The 26,391-nt window shown below is 43.5% G+C and carries 21 protein-coding genes; 17 read left to right on the forward strand and 4 right to left on the reverse strand.

The features are described from left to right. Nucleotides 1–8: 8 nt before the first annotated feature. The 3 genes from I4V84_RS10940 to I4V84_RS10950 are packed head-to-tail and all read left to right on the forward strand — an operon-like array spanning nt 9 to nt 4,199. The gene (locus I4V84_RS10940; RefSeq protein WP_173718022.1) at nt 9–1,595 is read left to right on the forward strand and encodes a sensor histidine kinase; all 1,587 of its coding nucleotides are present in this window, start codon (nt 9–11) and stop codon (nt 1,593–1,595) included. Then, nucleotides 1,592–2,620, forward strand: coding sequence for an ABC transporter substrate-binding protein (locus I4V84_RS10945; RefSeq protein ID WP_173716786.1), 1,029 nt, complete (start codon nt 1,592–1,594; stop codon nt 2,618–2,620). Before I4V84_RS10940 ends, I4V84_RS10945 begins: the two co-directional genes overlap by 4 nt. After that, nucleotides 2,595–4,199, forward strand: coding sequence for a response regulator (locus I4V84_RS10950; protein ID WP_173770587.1), 1,605 nt, complete (start codon nt 2,595–2,597; stop codon nt 4,197–4,199). The genes I4V84_RS10945 and I4V84_RS10950 overlap by 26 nt, the downstream gene beginning before the upstream one ends. A 9-nt stretch (nt 4,200–4,208) precedes the next feature. On the opposite strand, the gene I4V84_RS10955 is transcribed toward I4V84_RS10950, so the two are convergent. Beyond that, on the reverse strand, nt 4,209–5,357 hold the full coding sequence (locus tag I4V84_RS10955; RefSeq protein ID WP_195991966.1) for a GntR family transcriptional regulator: 1,149 nt from the start codon (nt 5,355–5,357) through the stop codon (nt 4,209–4,211). Nucleotides 5,358–5,952: 595 nt separating this feature from the next. On the opposite strand from I4V84_RS10955, the gene I4V84_RS10960 reads away from it, so the two are divergent. The 4 genes from I4V84_RS10960 (at nt 5,953) to I4V84_RS10975 (ending at nt 10,738) form a co-directional block, all read left to right on the forward strand. After that, the gene (locus I4V84_RS10960; RefSeq protein ID WP_173769138.1) at nt 5,953–6,936 is read left to right on the forward strand and encodes an ABC transporter substrate-binding protein; all 984 of its coding nucleotides are present in this window, start codon (nt 5,953–5,955) and stop codon (nt 6,934–6,936) included. 168 nt (nt 6,937–7,104) lie between these two features. Then, nucleotides 7,105–8,661 carry a sugar ABC transporter ATP-binding protein gene (locus I4V84_RS10965; protein WP_330673595.1) on the forward strand — a complete coding sequence of 519 codons (1,557 nt, stop codon included), beginning with the start codon at nt 7,105–7,107 and terminating at the stop codon, nt 8,659–8,661. After that, nucleotides 8,661–9,722: an ABC transporter permease gene (locus tag I4V84_RS10970; protein WP_118577725.1), complete on the forward strand. Its 1,062-nt coding sequence runs from the start codon at nt 8,661–8,663 to the stop codon at nt 9,720–9,722. Before I4V84_RS10965 ends, I4V84_RS10970 begins: the two co-directional genes overlap by 1 nt. After that, entirely contained in the window at nt 9,719–10,738 is a 1,020-nt protein-coding gene (locus I4V84_RS10975) for a sugar ABC transporter permease YjfF (RefSeq protein WP_187565325.1), read from the forward strand. Before I4V84_RS10970 ends, I4V84_RS10975 begins: the two co-directional genes overlap by 4 nt. A gap of 116 nt (nt 10,739–10,854) precedes the next feature. Here I4V84_RS10975 and I4V84_RS10980 read toward each other — a convergent pair whose 3' ends face one another. Beyond that, on the reverse strand, nt 10,855–11,406 hold the full coding sequence (locus tag I4V84_RS10980; RefSeq protein WP_118577811.1) for a prolyl-tRNA synthetase associated domain-containing protein: 552 nt from the start codon (nt 11,404–11,406) through the stop codon (nt 10,855–10,857). A gap of 380 nt (nt 11,407–11,786) precedes the next feature. Between I4V84_RS10980 and I4V84_RS10985 the strand changes: the two genes are divergently transcribed. The 7 genes from I4V84_RS10985 (at nt 11,787) to I4V84_RS11015 (ending at nt 21,955) form a co-directional block, all read left to right on the forward strand. After that, on the forward strand, nt 11,787–12,356 hold the full coding sequence (locus I4V84_RS10985; protein ID WP_195991968.1) for a TetR/AcrR family transcriptional regulator: 570 nt from the start codon (nt 11,787–11,789) through the stop codon (nt 12,354–12,356). Nucleotides 12,357–12,708: 352 nt separating this feature from the next. Continuing rightward, nucleotides 12,709–14,676, forward strand: coding sequence for an oleate hydratase (locus tag I4V84_RS10990; RefSeq protein WP_195379332.1), 1,968 nt, complete (start codon nt 12,709–12,711; stop codon nt 14,674–14,676). A gap of 239 nt (nt 14,677–14,915) precedes the next feature. Further along, nucleotides 14,916–15,848 carry an aldo/keto reductase gene (locus tag I4V84_RS10995; protein WP_195991970.1) on the forward strand — a complete coding sequence of 311 codons (933 nt, stop codon included), beginning with the start codon at nt 14,916–14,918 and terminating at the stop codon, nt 15,846–15,848. A 152-nt stretch (nt 15,849–16,000) separates the two neighbouring features. Next, a complete protein-coding gene (locus I4V84_RS11000) occupies nt 16,001–18,058 on the forward strand; it encodes a beta-galactosidase (RefSeq protein WP_195991972.1) in 2,058 nt (685 codons plus the stop codon). Between the two features lie 275 nt (nt 18,059–18,333). Then, the gene (locus I4V84_RS11005; RefSeq protein WP_243110239.1) at nt 18,334–19,461 is read left to right on the forward strand and encodes a linear amide C-N hydrolase; all 1,128 of its coding nucleotides are present in this window, start codon (nt 18,334–18,336) and stop codon (nt 19,459–19,461) included. Between the two features lie 406 nt (nt 19,462–19,867). Next, on the forward strand, nt 19,868–21,274 hold the full coding sequence (locus I4V84_RS11010; protein WP_118577704.1) for a YfcC family protein: 1,407 nt from the start codon (nt 19,868–19,870) through the stop codon (nt 21,272–21,274). A gap of 114 nt (nt 21,275–21,388) precedes the next feature. Continuing rightward, complete coding sequence (locus I4V84_RS11015) at nt 21,389–21,955, forward strand: M15 family metallopeptidase (protein WP_195983070.1); 567 nt, start codon at nt 21,389–21,391, stop codon at nt 21,953–21,955. On the opposite strand, the gene I4V84_RS11020 is transcribed toward I4V84_RS11015, so the two are convergent. Together I4V84_RS11020 and I4V84_RS11025 are read right to left on the reverse strand one after the other, a co-directional pair. Next, the gene (locus I4V84_RS11020; protein ID WP_243284074.1) at nt 21,952–23,169 is read right to left on the reverse strand and encodes a HAMP domain-containing sensor histidine kinase; all 1,218 of its coding nucleotides are present in this window, start codon (nt 23,167–23,169) and stop codon (nt 21,952–21,954) included. The genes I4V84_RS11015 and I4V84_RS11020 overlap by 4 nt on opposite strands. Then, on the reverse strand, nt 23,166–23,840 hold the full coding sequence (locus I4V84_RS11025) for a response regulator transcription factor (RefSeq protein ID WP_173716471.1): 675 nt from the start codon (nt 23,838–23,840) through the stop codon (nt 23,166–23,168). The genes I4V84_RS11020 and I4V84_RS11025 overlap by 4 nt, the downstream gene beginning before the upstream one ends. 174 nt (nt 23,841–24,014) lie before the next feature. Here I4V84_RS11025 and I4V84_RS11030 point away from each other — a divergent pair, with 174 nt between their 5' ends. From I4V84_RS11030 to I4V84_RS11040, 3 genes are read left to right on the forward strand one after another with little or no spacing between them, the layout of a single operon-like run. After that, a complete protein-coding gene (locus tag I4V84_RS11030; RefSeq protein WP_195991974.1) occupies nt 24,015–25,283 on the forward strand; it encodes a TlpA disulfide reductase family protein in 1,269 nt (422 codons plus the stop codon). Nucleotides 25,284–25,304: 21 nt separating this feature from the next. Further along, nucleotides 25,305–25,466 carry a CD1871A family CXXC motif-containing protein gene (locus tag I4V84_RS11035; RefSeq protein ID WP_148461398.1) on the forward strand — a complete coding sequence of 54 codons (162 nt, stop codon included), beginning with the start codon at nt 25,305–25,307 and terminating at the stop codon, nt 25,464–25,466. Nucleotides 25,467–25,473: 7 nt separating this feature from the next. Beyond that, on the forward strand, nt 25,474–26,316 hold the full coding sequence (locus I4V84_RS11040; RefSeq protein WP_118577806.1) for a 4Fe-4S binding protein: 843 nt from the start codon (nt 25,474–25,476) through the stop codon (nt 26,314–26,316). The last annotated feature ends 75 nt before the right edge of the window (nt 26,317–26,391 follow it).

A 26,391-nucleotide genomic window follows, 5' to 3' on the forward strand; every position in this document is an offset into this window, starting at 1 on the left:
TTTACTTTATGAAAAAGAAAATTCTTACACTGGCGGCAGTGGTAACACTGCCGTTTATTCTTCTTGTGATGTATCTTCTTGCCTCGATGGCAAGCTATAGCAATACTTATGATGAGATCGTAAGCAACATGACTGTGGCGAATAATTATAATCTGAATTTCAAAGAAGAGATGGACGAGAGTCTGTATAAGCTGGTTGTTGGCTACGTCACTCTGGATACCATCGAAACAGACAAAAGTCTTAAAAATCCATATACTTTAATAGATGAATTACGCAGCGAATTTACCAGACTGACAGCCATTACCACAGAATCTGAGAGCAAGCTGTGGCTGGAGAGCCTTCTTCGCAATATTGATACCCTGGAAAAAAGGGTGGACGATATTGTGGACAGCATTTCTGCCGGTGGCAGATATAATGAGAATATTGAGAAGCTGGACAACAATATTTACATTCTGACGGAACTGATCCAGGATGATATCCAGTATTATATCTATTATCAGACGCGTTATATGGACAAGGTCACAGATACCCTGCAAGATCAGATCGGGCGGTTTATGGTGGTGTGCAGTGTGCTGATCGGCGTGCTGATCATTGTGGTTGCAGTCAGTGCGGTGATGATCGTTTCCGGTATTATACAGCCCATCAGTCAGCTGAACCAGGCTACGGAGAAGATTGCCCAGGGTGATTTCAATGCCAGAGCCCAGGCGGATTCCGATGATGAGGTGGCTGAGCTTGCAGTGAGCTTTAACAAAATGGCAGGAAGCATGCAGTCTCTGATCGATAAGGTGAAGGAAGACGAGCGGAAAATGCGAAAAGCAGATCTGCGCCTTCTTCAGGAGCAGATTCAGCCTCATTTTCTTTATAATACGCTGGACACCATTGTGTGGCTGATCGAGTCCAATGAGCCGGACGAAGCGGTGACCATGGTTGTTACACTGTCGGACTTTTTCCGTGAAATCCTCAGCAAAGGGAAGGAATTTATTTCCATTAAGGAAGAAGAAAAACACATCAGTAGTTACCTCCAGATTCAGGAGATGCGTTATCGGGATATTCTGGAATATGACATTCAGCTGGATCAGGTGATTTATAAATATCAGATTCTGAAACTGACCCTTCAGCCAGTGGTGGAGAATGCACTTTACCATGGAATCAAATATAAACGTGCCAAAGGCTGTATTCACATTCACGGGGAAAAAGAGGGCGATATTATCCGTCTGACTGTCCGGGATGATGGTGTGGGCATGGATGAGGAAGAGCTTGAACAGCTTCGCCAGCAGATCGAGAAGCCCTGCCAGGAGACGGAGAAGGGCTTTGGTCTGGCAAATGTAAATGAGCGTATCCACATGTATTTCGGACCGGAGTATGGAATGAAGATCCAGTCACAGAAGGGCAAGGGAACTACAGTGGAGATTGTGATCCCGGCTATTCTGGAAGCTCCGGTGGAGAAAACAGGGAATGATACAGCAAAAGCGGTTGATGTCAGCAACAGCGTGAATTCTGACGCAAATAAAAAAATAGAAAATAATCCGAAACAGCAGAATGACAATAAGATAATTGAGGGTGGACAGCCACAGCAGGAGGAGACAGGCGTATGAGACAGTTTATAAGAAAAAATATCTGGGCTGTGGCGCCGGTTGTGCTTGTGCTTATGGCACTGGCCCTTCTGGGAAGCCCTTTGAGCAGTAAAGTGCAGGAAACTCCTGCGGAGGACGATAATCTGATCGTAGTAGGTGTTGCCCAGGTGGGAAGCGAATCTGTATGGCGAAGTGCCCACACGCAGTCCATTCAGGACGCTTTCACCAGGGCAAACGGCTACATGCTGATTTTTGACAATGCCAGACAGAAGCAGGCCAATCAGATCAAGGCCATCCGAAGCTTTATTTCCCAGCAGGTGGATTATATCGTACTTTCTCCTATTGAGGAATCTGGCTGGGACACTGTGCTTCAGGAGGCGAAGGATGCCGGGATTCCGGTAATTCTCATAGATCGTAAGGTTTCTGTGGATGATGACTCCCTCTATGCTTCCTGGGTTGGTTCCGATTTTGTCCGCGAAGGACAGGATGCCGGTTACTGGCTTGAGGATTACATGAAAAAGCAGGGCAGGGAAGATGACGAAGTTAACATTGTAGTGCTGAAAGGAACCAAAGGCGCCTCCGCCACCATCGGCAGAACCCGTGGGTTCAATGAAGTGGCAAAGGTGCAGCGCAATTGGAACATTTTGCAGCAGGTAGACGGAGAATTTACCACAGCAAAAGGAAAAGAAGAGATGGCAAGGCTTCTGGATCAGTATGAGGACATAGATGTGGTGGTTTCACAGAACGATGACATGACTTTTGGTGCTCTTGAAGCCATCAGAGAAGCAGGAAAAACTGCAGGAGTGAACGGCGATATTACGGTAATTTCCTTTGATGCGGTGGATGCGGGCGTGGAGCTGGTGAGAAATGGGGAGATCAACATTGATGTCCAGTGTAATCCTGACCAGGGAAAATACGTGGAGCAGATCATTCAGGATATGGAAGCTGGCAAAGAAATAGAGAAAGCATATTATGTTCCGGAGCGGGTGTATACCCAGGAGAACGTTGGGGAGGAAGAAAATGTTACGGAAGGTATTTCTGGTTGAAGATGAGACGGTGATCCGCGAAGGGCTCAGGGACAGGATTCCCTGGGATCAGTTCGGATACCGTTTTGTAGGAGAAGCAGCAGACGGGGAAATGGCTTTGCCCCTGATCCGTAAGACGAAGCCGGATGTATTGATCACGGATATTAAAATGCCTTTTATGGATGGGCTTTCCTTAAGTAAAATTGTGAGCAAAGAATTTCCGCGGATGAAGATTATTATTATCAGTGGTTATGATGATTTTGAATATGCGAGACAGGCAATTGAAGTTGGTGTTGACCAGTATCTTCTGAAGCCGGTTACCAGAATGAAGCTGAAAAATGTACTTCTTGAACTGAAAGATAAGATCGAGCAGGATCAGGAGCAGGAGGACTACCGCACCCAGTTCCAGAATGAGATCCAGGAGTATGAGCAGTTTTCCAGACGGCGTTTTATGGAGAAAATTCTGGAGGGCGAGCTGTCGGTTAAGGAGATTTATGATGAGGCAGAGCGTCAGTCCATAGAAATTACGGCAGCAGGATATAATCTGCTTTTCCTGTATTTACAGGAGAAAAATAAGGACAAGATGGCAGGTTTTCTTCGGAAACAGGATGAAGTGCTTCATTATTTTCTCCGCTATCCCCAGTATCTGCTTTTCCGCTGGAATGTAAACAGTTATGGAGTTCTGGTAAAGGGGGAATTGTCCCGGCTTCCAGAGCTGACAGATAATTGCGTGGAGTATGTGAAACGGGCCTGCGAAGGGGAAGAGCAGATGGACTGGTATGTGGCGGTAGGAAAACCAGTGGAGAGATTGAGCCTGCTTTCCCAGTGTTATCAGAGCGTGAATCATTATTTTGCATATCGTTTTATGGTGCCGGGGCTTCATGTGCTTACAGAAGAAACTTTGGAAAGTTATGTAAACTCGCAGGGGGAGAACCGGCTGGCAGCAGTGGATTCTTCACAGCTGAATCCTGAGATCATCAAGGATTTTCTCACAAAAGGAAGCAGTAGTGAGATCCAGGAGTTCGTTCAGGGATATCTGGGTGGAATGAGTAAGGCATTGGAGTCCAGAATGTTCCGGGATTATGTGGTGCTTCATATTCGGTTTACAACTATTATGTATCTGGAATCCATTGGTGTGGAAAAAGAGGGTTATACAGAACGGATTGAGGGAAAATATCAGGATACCAGCATCAAGGCATCACAGGTGGCAGGGTATTGTGTGGACATTCTTCAGAGTGCCATTGATATCAGGGATGAGAAGAATGAGTCTCAGGGCAACAGCGCCATGAGGAAAGTGCTGGATTATATTGATGAGAATTACTATAAAGAGACCATTTCCCTGAATGAAGTAGCGGATGCGGTAAATATGAGTGCCAACTATTTAAGCGCAATTTTCAGCCAGAATATGCAGAAGACGTTTGTAGAGTATATTACCTGCAAACGTGTTGACAGAGCGAAAAAACTCCTGCGCGAGACGGACAAGTCGTCCGGAGAGATCGCACAGGAGGTGGGATATAAGGATCCCCATTATTTCAGTTATGTGTTTAAGAAAAAATCCGGGTGCAGCCCAAGGGAATATCGGAGTAAGGGGACTGCATGATATTCAAAATTAATTATGCGATTTCGGCAGTGATAACTGCCATGGGACTTCCTGCGAAGAGACAGGGAGTCCTTTTAATTTGTTTATGCTCATTTGGGCGGCCAGAGTACCAGGCTGGTGTGTCTGGTGTGTCAGTGTTGTGGCGCGGAGCAGACCAGATGTGGTAAGGTAGCTGGTATTGAAGGCGGCTAGTGCTATTGTGGTTTCGAAACTATGGTCGGCGGAAGTAGTCTTGAATCCAGTGCTTTGAAGAGAGGATGAAAGGGAAGCATGAGTTGCTATCTTTTTCTCCTGTCCAAGCGACAGCTCTTCCCATAACAGCCATGCAATAAAGTCATCCTCACAAATAAACGCAGTGCAGTCGGGGGTGATCCGTTCTAGAAATTTTTTCAGGAAGCTGATATCCTGGCTCTGACGGAAATCATCCAGTTCCTGTGTGGTGTACCAGCAGATGTTGCGGTCTGGTACAGTCAGCCCCTGATTTTGCATAGCATCCAGAAATCCCTGGTAGCGTTCAAGTCCCCGCTGATCGTCCATCTGGAAAATACCGGCGATAGAAGAGTGGCCTTTTTCCACAAGACTTTGCACCAGAAGACCAGCCCCATATAGATTATCTTCATAGATTACTGGAATCTGAGACAACTGGGGATAAGCACATCCCAGGAACAAAATGGAAGTTCCCCTTTGTATCAGCCTTTGATAAAGCTCTGTATTAGGTGATGGTAAGGCGCTTTTTACAGGCTCCACAATAAGTGCTCGCAGCGGACTTTTCAAAAGAAACTGAAGGATTTGCCGTTCCTGGTCCACATGATTGTGAGTGGGGTAAACCTTGCAGGAAAATCCCTCCGCAGCCAGCGCCACACGAATATCATTTATCAGTGCAGGATATTCATATTGCTGTTCATCGGGAATCAGAATTCCAACTATATTCCGGTCTTCCAGGCTGGAAAGTCCGGTAATGTAAGCTCCGCTCCCTTTAATGCGGCGGATTTCCCGCTCATCTTCAAGAACCGCCAGCGCAGCCCGGACCGTTTGTCGGCTGACACGGTATCTGACAGCCAGCTCCTGTTCGGTGGGAAGCTTGTTGCTTCCCTTTTGAATAGAATCTGAAATGATTTCTCTTAGCTGTTCAACCAGCCATTTATATTTGATCGCCATATATTTTAGTTCCTCTTTCTTAGGTTAGAGCGTGTCTGAAAAAGTATTCCCGCAATCTGTCGCGCCACTCTGTTTTTTTTATTTTGCTGGGATAGTTATTTCATAAAATTTTCACATGAATTATTTATGATTTCCCAATAAATCTTCTGCTTTTTCACTTCTAAAACCCAAAATATTATACCTTTTTTCAAATGATCAAACCTTTTTTTTCCAGCTTAGACAGTTTGCCAAATCGAAAAACATAGAAAAAGGTGTAATATTTTTCACAAAATCATAAGAAAACAAACTTTCTAAATGAGAAATCATAAAATATCACCCCTTTTCCTGCTTGAAATTCATTATAATATAAATTTGTCTGTATTTCACTATGAAAACCAACAAATTTGTATTGTTTGAACTGACGAAACAACCAAAAGGCGGGAAAACAATATTGAAATTTATGTTGATTTTCGCTAAATTATAGACATCAAGAAGAACACGGATTCAAAGAACGGACGGAAAGCTAAGACAGCAAACGGATCAGTGTTGAACGAGAAACCAATGGCAGGCGCGACCTGCAAAAGTATTTTTCTAAAAGAAAGAGAGGAACAATCACATGAAAAAGAAATTAGCAGTTATGGCACTCGCAGCAGCAACACTCAGCATGATGGCTATGCCGGTTTACGCTGACGATCTGGTAACAGTTGGATACGCACAGGTTGGACATGAATCAGACTGGCGTACAGCAAACACCCAGAACTATCAGGACGTTTTCTCAGAAGAGAACGGATACAGCCTTGATCTTGTAGACTGCGACAATGACAATGCTGCACAGCTTGAAGCAGTTCGTACATTCATTAGTAAAGATATGGATTACATCGTAATCGCTCCGATCCAGTCCGCTGGCTGGGACACCGTTCTTCAGGAAGCACAGGATGCAGGAATCCCTGTAATCATCGCAGACCGTGAGATCGAAGCAAGCGACGACTTATATGATGCATGGGTTGGAACAAACACAACAAACGAAGGTATCACAGCTGGTAACTGGTTAGCTGAGTATCTTGGCGATAAAGATGCTAACATTCTTGTAATCGAAGGTTCCGTAGGAGCTTCCGCAGCACTTGGACGTACAGAAGGATTCAATCAGGTAGCTGGCGAGCATGACAACTGGAAGATCCTTGATTCTCAGTCCGGTGACTTTACACAGGCTGGTGGCCAGGAAGTTATGGAGTCTTTCATCAAATCCTACGAGGGACAGTTCAATGTAGTTGTCTGCCAGAACGATAACGAAGCATACGGCGCAATGGATGCAATGGATGCAGCAGGTATCACCTACGGTGTTGACGGCGATGTAACTCTTATTTCCTTCGATGCAACACACGATGGACTTCAGTACACATTAGACGGAAAGATCAACTGCAACGTTGAGTGTAACCCGATCCAGGCTGAGGTTGTTAAGGGCGTAATCGAAAAAATGCAGGCAGGCGAAGAATTTGAGAAGACAACACTTGTTGAGGATCAGGCATTCGTAGCACCTGGAATCGAGAGCGAATATGCAACAACTATGACTGATGAAGTTCTGGCTGGACGTGCTTATTAATCAGAAAAATCAATCGGAGAGTGTGAAAACAGCAGAGCTGTGAAACAATCCGTAAACATCGAAATTGGTTATCAGCAAGCAGCTGAAAAACGATAAAGATGAACAAATAGGGGAGGAAAGTCCCAATGCGGATTTTCTTCCCCTTAATTTTCGCGAGCAACGAGGAGAATGAAAAATGAAGTTGATAACGGGAAGGGAGGAATCGCGTTGGAGGCAGGAGTAGTATTGAAAATGCAGGGAATCTGCATGACATTCCCAGGTGTAAAAGCACTGGAAGGCGTGGATCTGACATTGAAAAAAGGTGAAATCCGCGCGCTGATGGGAGAGAATGGCGCGGGTAAATCCACATTGATCAAGTGCCTGACCGGCGTAAATAAATTTGAGGCTGGAGAGATTTATCTGGAAGGATTTGATCATCCCATCGTAAATAAAGATACCATGGACGCCCAGAAGAAGGGCATTTCTACTGTATATCAGGAAGTAAACCTCTGTCCAAACCTTTCGGTGGCAGAGAATCTTTACATAGGCCGCGAGCCGCTGACAAAGCTTGGAACGGTCAACCGAAAGGCAATGAACCGTCAGGCAGCTGCCCTTATGAAACAGCTGGAGCTTGACGTTGATGTAACACGTAATCTTGAAGAATATTCACTGGCATTGCAGCAGATGATCGCAATTGCCCGTGCTGTAGATATGGACTGTAAGGTGCTCATTCTGGATGAGCCCACATCTTCACTGGATGATCGTGAAGTAGAAAAGCTTTTTACCATGATGCGCAGACTGAAGGAGAAAGGTGTAGGAATCATATTTGTTACCCATTTCCTGGAACAGGTTTATGCAGTATGTGACGGAATTACCGTTCTTCGAAATGGTCAGCTGGTTGGCGAGTATGAGATTGCAGATCTTCCGAGAGTGAAGCTGGTAGCAGCTATGATGGGAAAAGATTTCGACGATCTTGCTTCCATTAAACCGGAGACCACAGGAGATAAGAGAAAAGAACCGATGGTAATCGAAGCCCGTGGCTTAAGCCATGCAGGAACCATCAAACCATTTGACCTTGATATCCACAAAGGAGAGGTTATCGGTCTTACCGGACTTCTTGGAAGCGGACGAAGCGAACTGGCACGTACTATTTACGGTGCTGACCGCGCCCAGACTGGTACTTTGAAAGTAAAAGGCAAGGAAGTTAAGGTGAAAAATCCTATTGATGCCATGCATCTTGGAATGGGACTTCTTCCTGATGACCGTAAAGCGGAGGGAATTGTTGCAGATTTGTCCGTAAGAGAAAATATCATCCTTGCAATTCAGGCAAAACAGGGAGTTCTGAAAAAGATCCCTATGGCAAAACAGTGTGAGATTGCAGACAAGTATATTGATCTTCTCCAGATCAAATGTGCAAGCCGCGAGACTTTGATCAAACAACTTTCCGGTGGAAACCAGCAGAAGGTTATCCTTGCAAGATGGCTTGCAACAAACCCGGATTTCCTGATTCTGGACGAGCCTACTCGAGGCATCGATATCGGTACCAAGACAGAGATCCAGAAGCTGGTTCTGAAGCTTGCAGATGAAGGAAAGAGTCTGATCTTCATTTCCTCTGAGATTGAGGAAATGCTCCGTACCTGTAACCGTATGGCAGTTCTCCGTGACGGTCAGAAGGTTGGAGAGATTGATGAGGCAGATATGAACCAGATGAACGTAATGAAAGCAATCGCAGGAGGTGAGCAGTAATGGGTAATTTCAAAAAACTGGCGCAGAAACGTCTGTTCCTTCCGGTTTTCAGTATGATCCTGGTCATGCTGATCAACGTAGTATATGATATTGCAACAGGAAGCGCACCGCTTTCCTTCTTTATGATTTCCATTAAGAATGGTGTACTTTACGGACGTCTGATCGACATCCTGAACCGTGGAAGTGAAATCGCCATACTGGCAATCGGTATGACACTCGTTGTATCTGCTTCCGGCGGTACTGATATTTCCGTTGGTTCCGTAATGAGTCTTTACGCAGGTGTCTGCTGTATGATCCTTGCAGGATACGGAAATGTAAATGTGCAGGAATATGCGCATCCGCTGCTGGTTGGCATTGGAGCCGGACTTCTTGTCACTTTGATCTGTGGCGTTTTTAATGGATTTCTGGTTGCCTATATGAATATTCAGCCTATGGTCGCCACTCTGATCCTATGGTCGGCAGGCCGAGCAGTAGGACTTCTTCTTTGCAACAGCCAGATCGTTTATGTTCGAGTTCCTTCTTTCCAGAAGCTTGGCGCTTACTGCGGAATCATTCCTACACCGATCATTGTGGCTGCTGTGTGTGTAGCAATTGCTTCTATTGTACTTCGCTACACAGCACTTGGAACTTACATCCAGAGTGTTGGTATTAACAAAAAAGCTTCCCGTATCGCAGGCTTTAATTCCGCAAAGATCATCCTTATGTGCTATGCAATCTGCGGTCTTTGTGCAGGTCTTGCAGGTATGGTTGCAACCTCCAGAATCTATTCAGCAGATACCAATAACATCGGTCTGAACATGGAGCTGGATGCAATTCTTTCTGTAGCACTTGGCGGCAACAGCCTTGGCGGCGGTAAGTTTTCCCTGGCAGGTTCCATCATTGGAGCGTACACCATCCAGGCGATTACCACAACTCTGTATGCACTTGGTGTTTCTTCTGCACAGGCACCGGTATTTAAGGCAATCGTAGTTATTATCATCGTAGTAATTCAGGCTGAGCCAGCCAAAGCCTTCTTTAAGAAGCTGACAAAGAAATCCGGAAAGGAGGCAGCTCGGGCATGAAAAAGAAAAAAATAAACAGCAATAACCTGTTGCTGCTGATCACCATTGTATTATTCTTTGTAATGTATGCTGCAGGATGTATCGTATATGCGGACAAAGGCTTTACCCGTTTCCAGACATTCCTCAACATCCTGATCAACAATGCAGGCCTGATCTGCATTACAGCTGGTATGACTTGCGTCATGCTTACTGGCGGTATTGACATTTCCGTAGGTTCACTGGTTGCTATGGACTGTATGATCCTGGCAGTGGGAATTGAGCAGTGGGGATGGTCCAGCCCGGTACTTATGCTTCTGATTCTTGCAATTGGCATTATATTTGGTATTGTTCAGGGCTTCTGTATTTCCTACCTGGAAATCCAGCCTTTCATCGTTACTATGGCAGGAATGTTCTTTGCCAGAGGTATGACAGCTGTGATCTGTAAAGAGCAGGTAAGTATTGTTTCTGACAAGATTTTTACCACTCTTTCCAGCTTTAAGATTTCCCTTCCCTTTGGAGGGTATCTGAACAAAAAGGGAATCATGCAGTTTCCATACCTTCGTGTAACTGTTGTAGTTGCATTGATCGTAGTTATTGCTATTTATCTGATGCTGAAATACACACGCTTCGGCCGCAGTATTTACGCAGTAGGTGGCAATCAGCAGTCTGCAACCCTGATGGGACTTGATGTTAAGAAAACACAGATGAAGGCATATATTCTTTCCAGTTTCCTTACTTCCATCGGCGGAATCTGCTACTGCCTGAATACCATGGCAGGTACCACCACCCAGGCAACCGGCCTTGAAATGGACGCTATTTCCTCCGCAGTCATCGGTGGTACACTTCTTACCGGTGGTGTAGGAAATGTACTTGGTTCCTTGTTTGGTGTATTGATCAATGGTACGATTTCTACTTTGGTTAAAACCAATGGAAAACTGATCAGCTCCTGGTCCAACATTGTAACAGCAATCCTGCTGTGCTTCTTCATTGTACTTCAGAGTGTATTTGCACTGGTAAAGGAGCGGAAGAGCAAATAAAAATTGAATAAAGACTGAAATGAGACAGGCGGGTACATGATTGAAATGTGTATCTGTCTGTTTTATTTTGGGCATAATGGAAGAAAGGGTAACATACAAATTAGTTAATTGCAATTTTATTCTTCCTGTCCCAATTTCACAAAAATCGGTTCATGTTTCATAGCCGGAATAATTTTTTCCATCATATCTTTCATATTAATTTTCAGGCTGGAGGTGTTAATACAAGGGTGACAGCCGATGTAAGGTTCCTTCAGGAGGTCTTCATCAATAAGCAGCTGCACATGATTTTCCTTATCGTTCATAAGTCCAAGTATACTGACAGAACCAGGTGTAATATCAAGGAATTTCTCCATATAAGTTTCATTGCCGAAGGAAAGTCTGGCAACGCCAAGCTGGGAAGATACTTCCTTTGTCTTAAACTTCTTGTCGCCTGGCAGGAGCAGCAGATAGAAGTTCGTTTCCTGGCGGTTGCAGAGAAACAGGTTTTTGCAGATTACTGCATCAAGCACTTTATCCACATCTTTACAAGCTTCAATGGTCATCAGAGTTTCATGGTCAATCCTCTGATAAGGCACCTGAAGTGCATCAAGAAAATCATAAGTACGTATCTCTTTTTCAAGTCTGCCCGTGGTATCTGCGGGACGTCCGTTTTCAAGCTTTAATTCCATGGTGTTCTCCTTATGTATTCCCCCACAGGGTCTTTTTTGTCAAATATCTGGGGAATATTGTAGCATTGAGAGTTTTTCTTGTAAAGTGGAGGATGTTCTCCCACAAATTGTGATACACATCTTTTAGAAAATATTTTTCAAATACATTCCAGAATAGTGATGAATATTTCAGAAAATATATGCATATATAAGTTCGGAGGCGGATATCTGCTTTTTTCCATAGCGCTCCTGTTGACAAAAAATCAAAAAGGATTTATAAAATCCTTAGAGCCTGCAGATTGCAGGAATGATTTTTCAAACACGCTCTAGAATCTGTGCGGACCTCATGGATTGCATGATGCCGTACTGCATAATAAAATCATCAGGAGGAGCACATCTGAATGAACAATATCACAAAAAATGCACTGGAAGAGTCTCTGAAGAAATTTCTCCTTCAGAAGCCTCTGGACAAGATCACCATCAGCGACCTGACTACAGACTGCGGAATCAGCCGAATGGCTTTTTACTATCATTTTAAAGACATTTATGACCTGGTAGAATGGTCCTGTATTGAGGACGCTTCTCGGGCTTTGCAGGGAAAAAAGACCTACGACACCTGGCAGGAAGGGCTTCAGCAGATTTTTGAGGCTGTTTTGGAAAATAAACCATTTATTTTGAATGTGTATCGCTCTGTGAAACGAGAGCAGGTGGAAAATTATCTGTACAGCCTGACCTATCAGCTGATCGAAGGAGTGGTGGAAGAGCAGAGCGAGAACCTGATGGTTACAGAGGAACAGAAGAAATTTATTGCGGATTTTTACAAATATAGTTTCGTAGGTGTTATGCTTGACTGGATCAAGAGAGGAATGAAGGAAGCCCCGGAAGAAATCGCGAATATGGTCTGCGTGACCATGCATGGAAATGTTGGGAATTCCCTGCGGAATATGGAGAAGGAAGGCAATAAAGATTAAGTTTGTCCGAAAAATAAGGGATAACTATGGCATAGCTGCTTTAATCTTGAAAGAGCGGGACATAAAGTTTTCGAAATCAACTTTACAAAGTAAGGCGGATGATAAGTTTTTTGTCATCCGTCTTGTTTTGTAAATTGAGGAAAATTATTTTTTGACGTAGAATACACTCAGAAACAGGAAATACTAAATAAAAGGCAGCAGAATTTCGAATCAGCCAAATAAAAGCTTTTTATCTGAAAGCCAGGAAACAAATCTGAGAAAGTTTAGAAGCTGATTCGAAAAGTTAAAACAAGAATAAACACAGATAGCCGGAAATAATGTAACGGCAAATTTCAGAAAGGTGGTAATTTTTATGTCAAAGAAAAAACATTCCGTATTAGGCATGGCAGCACTTGCCGCAGCAGGTGCAGGAGCAGCAGTTCTGGCAAACAAGAGCCGCGAGGAGAAACAGATCACAGAAGCACACGTAGACCCGAATTACCGCAATACAGAGCGTGGCAAAAATGAGAAAAACAGCAAGGGCATTTATTATACAAACGGTAACTACGAAGCATTTGCCCGCCCGGAGAAACCGGAAGGTGTAGATGACAAGCATGCATATCTGGTAGGAAGCGGACTTGCTTCTCTGGCAGCAGCTTGCTTCCTTGTAAGAGACGCACAGATGCCTGGCGACCACATTCACATTCTGGAATCGATGGACATTGCAGGCGGTGCATGCGACGGTATTTTTGATCCGATGAGAGGATACGTTATGCGAGGCGGCCGTGAGATGGAAAACCATTTCGAGTGCCTCTGGGATCTTTTCCACAGCATTCCATCTCTGGAAAAACCAGGTGCCTCCGTTCTGGACGAGTACTACTGGCTGAACAAACATGATCCGAACTATTCTCTTTGCCGTGCTACTGTAAATCAGGGCAAGGACGCTCACACAGATGGTAAATTCAACCTGAGCCAGAAGGGCTGCATGGAGATCATGAAGCTGTTCTTCACAAAGGACGAGGATCTTTACGACAAGACCATCGAGGATGTATTCGATGATGAGGTTCTGAATTCCACATTCTGGTTATACTGGAGAACCATGTTTGCATTCGAAAACTGGCACAGCGCACTGGAGATGAAGCTTTATATCCAGCGTTTTATCCATCATATCGGCGGACTTCCGGATTTCAGTGCTCTGAAATTCACCAAATACAATCAGTATGAGTCCCTGATCCTTCCAATGAAGAAATATCTGGAGGATGCAGGCGTTGACTTCCAGTTCAACACAGAGGTTACCAATGTAATCTTTGATATCCATGATGGCAAAAAAGTGGCAACTGCCATTGAGTGCAAGGTAAAGGGTGTTGAGAAGGGAATCCTTCTTACTGAGAATGACTACGTATTTGTTACCAACGGAAGCTGTACAGAGGGAACTATCTACGGTGACCAGAACCACGCTCCAAATGGAGATGCTGAGGTTCGTACAAGCGGCTGCTGGAGCCTTTGGAAAAATATTGCAAAACAGGATCCGTCTTTCGGACATCCGGAGAAATTCTGTTCTGATATTGCAAAGACTAACTGGGAATCTGCAACTGTTACCACACTGGATGACAAGATTATTCCTTATATTACCGACATCTGCAAGCGAGATCCAAAGAGCGGCAATGTTGTTACCGGCGGTATCGTAAGCTGCCAGGATTCCAGCTGGCTGTTAAGCTGGACCATCAACCGTCAGGGTCAGTTCAAGGATCAGGACAAAGATAAGGTTTGTGTCTGGGTATATGGTCTTTTCACAGATGTACCTGGCGATTATGTAAAGAAACCGATGAAAGAATGTACCGGTAAAGAAATTACCGAAGAGTGGCTGTACCATATGGGCGTACCAACGGATCAGATCGAGGATCTGGCTGAAAACAGCGCAGTCTGTGTACCGACCATGATGCCTTACATCACTGCATTCTTCATGCCAAGAGCAAAAGGCGACAGACCGGACGTTATCCCGGATGGCTGCGTGAACTTTGCATTCCTTGGACAGTTTGCTGAGACTCCAAGAGACACCATCTTCACCACAGAATATTCTGTTCGTACCGCAATGGAAGCTGTATACGGACTTATGGGCGTAGACCGTGGTGTTCCGGAAGTATGGGGCAGCGTTTACGATGTAAGAGAACTCCTTGATGCCAGCGTAAAACTTATGGATGGCAGATCCCCACTTGAAATCGAGCTTCCTGGACCGCTGAATCTGGTGAAAAAACCTTTGCTGAAAGCAATTAAGGGAACCTTAGTGGAGAAGGTACTGAGAGACCATGATGTGATTAAGGATTATATGCTGGAGAAATAAGCGGTTGTAAAAATTTTATATGCTGAAACGAGCGAAGAGTCGGAGTGATCCGGCTCTTTGTTTTGTACTACAACAACAAATGAAATTGAAAAACTGTTTAATGGCGAAAAAGCGGAATCTTGCAAGGCTATTAACAGTGTGATAAACTAAAGCGTGTCTGAAAAAGGCTTTCTGCAAAATAAGATATAATATTGCGGTTTCTGGACAAGAAGCTGTTTGGTACAAGAGGAGAAAATCGTATGCAGTATATTGAATTTGGAAAAGATAAAGATAAGGTATCTGAAATTGTTATGGGATTGATGAGGATTTCAGAGATGTCCACTGGTGAGGTCTTGGATTTGATTGAGACTGGTCTTGAAGAGGGGATTAATTTTCTGGATCTTGCAGACATTTATGGTGGCGGAAAATCAGAAGAAGTGATAGGAAAAGTGTTTACAGAGAATCCTTCTTTGCGTACTAAATTTTTCGTTCAGTCAAAATGCGGAATCCGTTGTGATCCGGATTTTACCTATTTCGATTTTTCCAGAGATTATATTTTGGAGGCTGTAGATGGAATTCTGTCCAGACTTCATACAGATCATCTGGATAGCCTGCTTCTTCACAGACCAGATGCGCTTATGGAACCAGATGAAATTGCAGAGGCTTTTGACCGCCTTTATAAAGCTGGAAAAGTACGGAATTTTGGGGTTAGCAACATGACGCCTATGATGATGGAAATGCTAAACAGGGAAATACAGTTCCCAATTTGTGCAAACCAGATTCAGCTTAGCTGTGCCGTTACCCAGGTTTTTGACGCTGGTTTTCACATGGATATGCAGTGTGATAAGGGAATCATGAGGGATGGCGGTGGAGTACTGGAATACTGCCGTATGAAAAAGATCCCGGTTCAGGCGTGGTCTTCCCTTCAGTATGGATATTTTCAGGGAACTTTTCTTGAATCTGATAATTATCGGGAATTGAACACTGTGCTCAACAGAATTGCTTCTGAAAAGGTGGTCACTCCTATGGCTGTTGCTCTTGCCTGGATTCTTAGCTATCCTGGAGCAACTCAGGCTGTAATCGGCACTACAAAATCGATTCGTGTCCGTGAAGCAGCAAAAGCAACGGAAGTTAGGTTGAGCAAAAAAGAGTGGTACGAGATATATCTGGCTGCTGGAAATGATTTGCCCTGATGAAGTAAGTCAAGTGGATATTCCAGGTTCCGCTTCGCTACTTGCTCATATAATAATTGAAATCAATCAAAAAAGGGAGATGCGAAAAAACTCAATCGAGTTTTTTCACATCCCCTTTGTTTCAAAAGAAATGAATTAAAAAGGAGCAGAATATGAGAAAACCACAAAATTTTCAATGGAAAGAAATGACCATGGGAACCTGTTATTATCCGGAGCATTGGAGTAGAGAACTGTGGCAGGATGATTTACAGAGAATGAAGGCGGCAGGGATTACTGTGATCCGCGTGGCAGAGTTTGCCTGGAACAAAGTGGAGCCGGAGGAGAATGTTTTTGTATTTGATTTCTGGGATGAATTTCTGAAATTATGTAAACTGGAAGAAATGCAGGTGATTTTTGGAACACCTACAGCTACACCGCCGGCATGGCTTACGGAAAAATACCCGGAAGTTTTAAATTGCCGTCAAGATGGAGTTCCATATCGTCATGGAGCCAGAAGACATTATAATTACAATTCACCAAAATATAGAGAATTATCTGCAAGGATCGTAGAAAAGCTGGCGCAGCATTACGGCAAACATCCGGCGATTGTGGGGTGGCAGATTGACAATGAGCTGAATTGTGAGGTGGATGAATTTTATTCAGAGGCAGATTCAGTTGCCTTTCGTAATTTTGTGAAAGAAAAGTATAAAACTCTGGATAACCTCAACGAAGCATGGGGAACTGTTTTCTGGAATCAGACCTATACAGACTGGGAGCAGATTTATGTTCCGCGACCGGTGTTAAATAATGGTTGCAATCCACATCTCAGGCTGGATTATTACCGCTTTATTTCAGAAAGTACAATTTCTTTCTGTAAAATGCAGGCAGAAATAATCTCGAAATATAAGAAAGACGGAGACTATATCACCACAAATGGTATGTTCTGGAATCTGGATAATCACAAGATGGCAGAGGAATGCCTGGATGTTTATACATATGATTCCTATCCAAGTTTTGCATTTGGGTTGAACAGAGATCCGAAGACCGCGAAAGACCTAAATGACCGTCATTGGAGTAAAAATCTAACGGAAGTACGTTCCATATGTCCTCATTTTGGTATTATGGAACAGCAGTCTGGGGCAGGTGGATGGACTACAAGAATGGAAGGTCCGGCACCAAGACCTGGTCAGCTTACACTTTGGGCAATGCAGAGTGTAGCCCATGGCGCAGATTATATTTCTTTTTTCAGGTGGAGAACCTGTACTTTTAGTACAGAAATGTACTGGCATGGAATTTTGGATTATGACAATCGTGATAACCGTAAGCTGGCAGAGGTAAAAGACTTTTATAATAAATTAAAGTGTCTGGATGAAGTTTGCGGAGCGGATTACACCGCTGCATTTGGAGTATTAAAAGACTACGACAATATGTGGGATACCAATGTGGATGCATGGCATAGAAGGGTGGAAGCGCAGAGCTCAGAAGAAATCTTCATTGCTTCTGAAATTTATCACACCCCATATAATACGTTATATCTGAACGAGGATACAGATATAAAGGAATTGCAGAAATATCCGGTGCTCATCTATGCACATCCTGTTATTATGACGGGAAAAAGAGCTGCTTTACTTAAAGAATATGTAGCAAATGGCGGAATCCTGATCATAGGCTGCCGTTCCGGATATAAGCAGGAAAATGGCAAATGTGTTATGCTTCCGCAGCCCGGACTTTTGCAGAAAATTACTGGTTCAGATGTGAGAGATTTTACATTCACAAGTCCAGCAGAGCCGTCTGTCACCGCCAACTGGGACGGTCAGACGATTGACATGCCAATATTTAACGACATTATGGAGCCTGTAGAGGAGGGAGAAACTCTGGCTTTCTATGACAATAGCTATTACGCAGGAAAACCAGCCGTAATCAGAAAAAATACAGGAAAGGGCTATGCAATTCATTTTGGCAGTACTTTTTCCAGAGAAAGCATGAAGGTGCTGTTAGAATACACAGGAATTCTGGAACCATTCCAGGCTATGCTTGAAGCTCCACAGGAGGTGGAAGTCATTCAGCGTGTGAAAGGAAATAAGAAATACTTCTTTGTCCTGAACTATATGGGTTCAGAACAAAAAATTGTGCTGAAAAAGCAGATGCGGTCCTTATATGATAATGTAATTGCAAATGGTGAAATCTGCATGAAACCGTATGAGACAATAGTTTATGAAGTTTTGGAATGAAACAGGAAAATGTTTTTGAAAATATGAAATTAAATAAATCAGAAATAGTTAAACGAAGAGTCGGAGAAATCCGGCTCTTTGTTGTTTATAAGGTAGTGAGCCAAATTCATAGAACGCGTTTGATTTCAGTTTTTAAACGCGCCATGGTTAGGGATTAGGTTATGAATAAAACAGGTTAATTCAACAGAAAAACAAGTCATATCCAATAATTGTCTTGCATACCTATTATTTAATCCAGTATAATGATTATATCAAAAATATTACAGGAGGGGGGTATGCAGATGAGGACACAATCGAAGAAACATAAGATAATCCGTACGGTTTTACTGGTGATTCTTTTGCTTCTGATAGTGGCTGCGGGTGGTTTTATTTCAGTGTATGAGGGGCGTTTTCAAACCATAAGCAGTATACAGAAAGTGACAGATTACGACGAGTATAATCTGTATCGCATGGATGTGAAATATGATTATGATCTGGATCGACTGATCGAATACGGCATAACAGATAACCAGAGCTTTGTTGATGCCATTGTGAAAGAGGCACTTCCTATCTTGCCAGTACATATTAAAGCACCGGATTTTGGCTGCAGTGCTTTTACCCTGCAGGAAGCAGACGGAAATGTGCTGATGGGCAGAAACTATGATTTCAAACGGTATACTTCCGCAATGCTGGTTTACTGTGAACCGAAGGGTGGTTACAAATCCGTGGCTTTCGCAGCATTGGATAATATCTCTGCAAATATTCCGGATGTGAGTATGAAGAAAAAGCTTGCCACATTAACAGCACCATTTATCTGCCTGGATGGCATGAATGAAAAAGGGGTATCTATTGCAGTCCTTACTTTGGACAGCGAACCGGTTCACCAGAATACAGGCAAGCCGGTGATCGGAACTACGCTTGTGATCCGTTTGATTCTGGACCGTGCGGCAACTACAGAAGAAGCCGTAGAGCTTCTGAATCAGTATGACATGTTTGCTACAAGCGGCAGAGATTATCATTTTTATATCACAGATGCTTCCGGTGATGGCAGAGTAGTGGAGTATGACTGTGAAAGTGAAACCAGAGAATTGGTTGCCACATCAATTCGCTCCATTACGAATTTCTTTGGACTCTATGAGGATAAAGTCCTTCCGAATCAGAAGAATGGCATTTACGGTCACGGAAAAGAGCGGTATGACAAAATGGAAGCTATTTTTGACTATGAGGAAGTTTACAACAGTGATGTTGCATGGGAGGCTTTGAAGGCCGCATCACAGGAGCCGTCAGAGGAGGAAGTTACCAGTAATACCCAGTGGTCTATTGTTTATGATGATACCAATCTCACCGCAGAGATTGCCCTTCGGAGAAACTGGGATGATGTGATCGGGTATAATCTGAAGGATAACGCGATTACACTAAAATAATAACATAGAGCCTGTTTCAAACATAATCCGGTAGTCTTAAAGGAAGAGAAAGACACGTGAACCAGAAGTTCAATATAAGGTTTTAAATGCCTCGTCAAAGGGAAGCTTCATCATTTCCCCGGCGGGGCATTTTGATTATTTGAAATACTAATCTTGTTACAGTGTTGACTGGAATGTTAGTGAAATTTGTCTATAAATTTGAAACAATATGTCAACTTAGTCTGAAAAATAACGCTTTAACACGTTAATTTTGATTGACTCCATAGTATATGCAGTGTATTATGAATTTATAATTGCTGTTTGCGGAGTGGATAAATGTATGGGGTATGCATAAGAAAAAAGTGTAAAACTCTTCAGGCAAAGCGAATAGTTTTTATAATCCATCTATCTAAAGGGGGAGTCATTTATGACGGGAAAGAGAAAAAGAAAACTGGCAATGCCAGACACCCTGATCATCGTAGCATCCGTTGTACTTCTGGTGGCGATTCTTTCATGGATCATTCCATCCGGAACCTACGATTATCAGGAAATGAACATCAATGGAAGAATTCGAAACGTAGCCATTGATGGAACTTATCACACAATTGATAAATCCGAAGTTACCACAACCGGATTCCTTGGATTTTTCAGTGTACTGTATCGAGGCTGCGTGGAGGCTGCTGATGTAATCTTCATGATCCTCTGCTGCTGCGGAACTTTCGGTGTTGTGGTGAAAACAGGTGCTTTCCATGCAGGAATCGGAACCATTTTAAAGAAACTGAAGGGAAAAGAAATTCTGCTTGTTCCAATCATTATGATGATCTTCGGACTGGGCGGTTCTGTGTTTGGTATGGCAAGTGAATTCTATGGATTTTATCCATTGATCGTAGGTCTGGGAGTTGCTCTTGGATATGATGCAATGTTCGGATTTGCCATTATTGCAGTTGGAGAGTTTGTTGGATTTATGGGAGCGACATTGAATCCATATTCTGTAGGAATTGCCCAGACAATTTCAGGTGTAGAGCTTTATTCCGGAACCGGATACCGTGCGATCTGCTTCGTGATCTTCATGGCAATTTCCATTATCTATGTAATGGTTTACGGGCGGAAAATTAAGAAAAATCCAGGTGCATCCGTTGTATTTGGTGAAAAAAACATTCATGCCTTTGACAGAGATGAGTTAAATGAATACAGCTTTACCTTAAAAGATGGTCTGGTTCTTCTGGATGTTCTTGTAGTGCTGGTTGTTCTTATGCTGGGTCTGATCAAATGGGGATGGGATTTCCCGCAGCTTTGTGGCTTGTTCCTTCTTATGTCTATGATTGCTGCAGCAATCTGTAAGTGGTCTCCGAATAAATGGTGCAGTGAGTTTATTGACAGCGCAAAGACTGCAATGTGGGGATGTATCCTTACTGGTATTGCGAAGGCTATCACAGTTGTTATGCAAGATGCGCAAATTATGGATACTGTTATCTACGGCTTGTCAAATGTGCTGAAAAATGCGCCTCATGCAGTTTCTGCACAGGTAATGCTTGTAGTACAGACTCTGATCAACTTCTTCATACCATCTGCAACAGGCCAGGCTTCTGCAACCATGCCGATCATGGCACAGCTGGCAGATATTATTGGTGTGAGCAGACAGACAGCAGTTCTTGCATTCCAGTTTGGCGATGGACTTTCCAATATTTTCTGGCCGACGGCAGATATCGTTATCATCTGTGGCCTTGGTGGAATTTCCCTGCAGAAATGGTATAAGTGGTTTACACCGCTGTTTCTGATCTTGTTTGTGACACAGGCGATTTTGTTGGGAATTGCAACTGGAATTGGTTTCTAGAGCCTTTTTCAAACACGCTCCGGAACTTCAAGGAAAAGCTTCAAGAACATTAATTGTTTGATAACCAGTGAACTTTAAAAACATAAAGGTAACTGTTCTGAAAAGGTAAGTCTAATGGAAAGAAAAGGAAACTTAATTAAACTTACGGACCTGTCTTCCGATTTCATCATCGACCTGAAATATGCCACGCCGGATAATTTCACTGGCGTGCAGGTGTACCAGTCAGCGGATTGCTGGCTGGATGAGCACACAGCGCAGATCCTGATAAAAGCCAAAGAAATTTTCGAAAAGGATGGTTATCGGGTAAAGATATGGGACGCCTACCGCCCCATCCGTGCCCAGAAGCGTTTTTGGGAAATTATGCCAAACGACGACTTCATCGCCCGTCCGCCCGACATGACGAAGATCAAAAAATTCCGTCCTACACATATGAACGGAATGTGCGTTGACGTCACCTTAACTGACAAAGAGGGCAATGAAATCGAAATGCCATCTCCGTTTGACGCTATGGATGAACGCGCTTCACTGAATTATTCCGGTCATTCCGAAACCGGAAGAAGAAACGGCGAGTATTTGAAACAAGTAATGGAATCCGTAGGCTTCCAGGCATATGAATGTGAATGGTGGCATTTTTATGATGTATCTACGGATCCAGCGCCGTTTTCGGATTATGAAATTTAATTTTTTAAACTACTAACGGGCAGCATAAGTGCGATTATGCTGCCTTTTTCATTACTTTCTAATACTTTCACTGAGCCACCGTGTTCCCGGGCAATAGAGTCAACCAGCGCCAGCCCCAGTCCGGCACCTCCCATGGCCCGGCTGCGGGACTTGTCTACACGGAAAAAAGGATCAAAGATTTTTTTTTGATTTTCAGGTGAAATGCCAATGCCGGTGTCTTTTACCAGGATCATAGCCTGACCGTTTTTCTCCTTCACCGAAACTGTGACAGAGCCATTGGGACGGTTGTATTTAATGGCATTTTCCACAAGATTGTAGACTGCACGATAAAGAAGTACATAGCTGCCGGTGATATTGCGAATATTGTTATTAAGTGCAGATGCATCAGGCGTGTGGACATCAGTATGCCAATCCTGACTGGAGTTGTCATCAAAATGAATTGAAATCCCTGCTTTTTCTGCAACTGGATCCAGGTCGCAGAAAACCTCATCTACAAGCTCTTCCAGCGCAACCTGATCTGTTCGTGGAACAGATTTCAGATTCGTCATGTCAAGAAGGGTTCCCACCAGCTGGGAAAGCCTTGTTGTCTGTTCCCTGATCATAGTGAAAAGCTGTTGGTATTCAACCATTTCCGGTTCCTGCTTTTTCTCAAAAACTTCCAGGTTGGTCTGCAATACTGCTAGTGGTGTCCGCAGCTCATGAGCTGCATTTGCAGAAAACTGTTTCTGTGTACTAAAGGCATTATCCAGCCTGGCCAGCATTTCATTGAAAGAGCTGGTCAGCTGTGCAATTTCATCCTTTGAATTGGGAACTGCCAGCTGGGTGGAAAGGTTCTGCGCCTGGATCTGACTGACTTCACTGGTTAGCTTCTGCAGCGGCGTAAGGGTCTTTTTTGTAAGAAAATAAGTACACACGCTGGAAAGAAGAATAATGATCGTGGTGGCAATAACACTTCGGAGAAGAAAATCCTCCTTGGTTTCCTGAATTTCCTGTTCAAACTGAGGAAAAAGAGCTTTGGGATCTACATTAAAGGTAATGGGTGAATCTCCATCCTGTGGATCCACCTTGATCATATAATTCTGCAATCCGTCCATTCCCGATACGGCAGAATGGCTGATGAAGAAGTACATAAGAACACAGGAGACAATCATCAGTAAGGACAGCAATAAAGTGAGTTTCAGCTGAAGTGAGGTGTGGAAACGTTTTTTTGTCATCTGTATTCCTCCAATATATAGCCCTGGCCAATTTTATTCTGAATAGGGTCAAATCCAATTGCAGCCTTTAGTTTTTTTCTCAGAGATGAAATGTGCACACGGATGGAATTGCTGAAGGTATTTACACTTCCATCCCAAATATGTTCAATCATTTCTTCCGGTGAAATCACCCGGTTCTGATGGAGCAGGAAATATTCCAGAAGGCTGCTTTCTTTTCTGGTAAGGGAAAGCGGCACTCCATTTACAGAAGCTTCTCTTGTTCTGGTATCAAAGGTAAGCTGATTCCATTTCAGGCATACATCCTCCTGAACAAATTTCCGCCGGGTAAGGCTTCGGATTCTGGCTTCCAGCTCCTGGAAGTGAAAGGGTTTGGTAAGATAATCATTGGCGCCCAGATCCAGACCGTTTACTTTATCTTCAATCTGATCCCGGGCAGACAGGATCAGAACCGGGGTATTGGTATTGTGCTCTCGGAACTGGCGGAGAATTTCCAGACCGTCCGTGCCGGGAAGATTCAGATCCAGCAGGATCAGGTCATAATTTTCTGTCATACACAGGCAAAGCCCTTCGTCTCCATCGAAACAGATATCTGTTTCATAACCATCTATGCGAAGTCCCTCCGCAACAGAGCGGCAGAGCTGTTCTTCGTCTTCTATAATTAAAATGTGCATAGCTGCTCCTTTCGTAATATGATTTTGCGCAGATCAGATACTCGCAAAAAAGAGAGTATTTATAATTTAAATATTATCATATTTTGAAAAAAATAGAAATCTTAACACAGATTTTATAGGAAAGATGTTAAAATACGTTCAGATAAATAAAAAACGCTGAAAGGAAAATTAAAAATGATGAATAAAAAAAGACTTATGGCAATTCTGGCAGCAGGAGTTCTGACTGCAACATCTTTCAATCCGGTTATGCTCAAGGCTGAAAGCGTATCAGCAGAAGAAGCTGGCATGGCAGTTCCGGCAGATGCAGCAGGCATGAGCGTACCTGCGGATGCAGCTGGCGCAGCAGTTTCAGCAGATGAGGCCGGCGCAGCAGTATCAGCAGACGAAGCCGGCGCAGTGGTAGCCGGTGACGGTTCTGAGACAGCTGTTTTCTCTGAAGATGGCACACCTGTGAAAAAAACAGTAAAAGCAGCAGATATTAATATGAAGGTGCAGGATTCCTACGATTTCCCATTCCTTGGCTTAAAGGCAGTCCTTCCGGAAGAACTGAAGAAACAGATCGAAAACTCCGATATGCTTATGATCACAGAGGAAGAATGGAATGATGACAGTACTGGCTTCAAGTATGCCTTTTTCCACTGGAATAAGCTTACTGAGGAGCAGAAAAACGAAGATGTAAACCTTCTTGGAACCGGCTATGAGGACTGGCTCAAGAGCATCGAAAGAGTTGGTACACTTGGTGTTTACAGCAAGGATGTGATCGATGATCTGGATTCTATCACAGGCTGCAATGAGCACAAAGAGCTGGGAACCAGCGAGGATGGAAATTATAAGTACTATCTCAGCATTAATAAAGATGCAGAGTCTGACCTGACAGACGAGATTGAAAAAATTGAAGCTACGATCACAGAAATGACAGCTTTTGATCCAAGCAAATCTGTATTTGATATGCCTGCAGAAAATGCCAACCCGGATGCAGGAAATGTAGGCGCATTTGAGACAACGGATATTGATGGAAATGCCTATACAGAAAAAGTATTCAGTGACTATGACCTGACTCTTGTAAACTGCTTTACAACCTGGTGCTCTCCGTGTGTAAATGAAATGCCAGACCTTGACAAGCTCTATCAGGAGATGAAGGAAAAGGGTGTGGGCGTAGTTGGAATGGTTATCGATTCTGTAGGCGAGGACGGAACTACAGATGAAGATACTGTGAAAAAAGCGCAGATTCTCAAGGAAAAAACAGGAGTTACCTATCCTCTTCTGATTCCGGATGCAGGAAACATGAATGGACGTATCAGCGGTCTCAGCAGCTTCCCGGAATCCTTCTTTGTGGATAAAGATGGAAACATTGTAGGAGATCCGATCATGGGCAGCAGAAATCTGGAAGACTGGAAAACAGCTGTAGAGGATGCACTGGAAAAAATTAATTCCGGAAAATAAAAAGCGGTTAGGGAATATAGGATGAAAAATTATATAAATAAAATCACCCAGTCCAAATGGACAGGAATCGCCCTTGCAGCGGTGGGGATTCTGATGATGGCCTTTGGTATTTACCGGGGTGAAATGGAAGTTGTTTTTACAAAAGCTGTAAATATCTGTATGGAGTGTATTGGAATTGGATGATAAGAAAATGAATATAAAAAACTGGCCCAGACATACCATACAGGCACTCTGGGCGGCACTTACAAATTCCCATATATCCGGATTTGTAACTGGAAAAATATATACAGGAAAGCTGAAAAATGCCTGTGTTCCGGGACTGAACTGCTATTCATGTCCTGGGGCAGCAGGAGCCTGTCCCATTGGTTCCTTACAGGCTGTGGTTGGAAGCTGGAACTTTAAATTTGCCTACTACGTAATCGGATTCCTGATTTTCGTAGGAGCGATCCTGGGAAGACTGGTGTGCGGATTTCTCTGTCCGTTTGGACTGATCCAGGATCTGCTGAATAAGATTCCTTTTCCAAAGAAAATTCGTACTTTCAAAGGAGACAAACTTCTTCGAAAGCTGAAATACGTGATTTTTCTGGTGTTTGTAATTCTGCTTCCCCTGTTTCTCACAGATATAATGGGCCAGGGAGCACCCTATTTCTGTAAGCTGATCTGTCCGGCCGGAACTTTGGAGGGCGGATTGCCGCTGGTACTTTTGAACAAGGCTATGCGCGGTGCCATTGGCTGGCTGTACATATGGAAAAATACAATTCTGATCGTGACAATTGTTCTTTCCATTATTATTTACAGACCATTTTGCCGTTATATTTGTCCGCTTGGCGCATTTTATTCCGTATTCAATAAGGTTTCCATTTACCGCTACCGTGTAGATATGGAAAAATGCGTTCACTGTGGAAAATGTGCAAAGGCTTGCCAGATGGTGGTCAACCCTGTGGAAAACCCCAACAGTCCGGAATGTATCCGTTGCGGACGGTGTAAGCAGGCATGTCCGGTACACGCCATTGCAAGTGGGTGCAAGAGATAACAGGAATGTTTTTACCATTTTTATGGGGATTAACTTTATGTATGCTTTATAAGTAAAAAAGCTTACTGCGATTTA

It is taken from the genome of Ruminococcus sp. 1001713B170207_170306_F1, assembly GCF_015668065.1.
In the GTDB taxonomy this organism is placed as follows: Bacteria; Bacillota; Clostridia; order Lachnospirales; family Lachnospiraceae; genus Blautia_A; species Blautia_A faecis.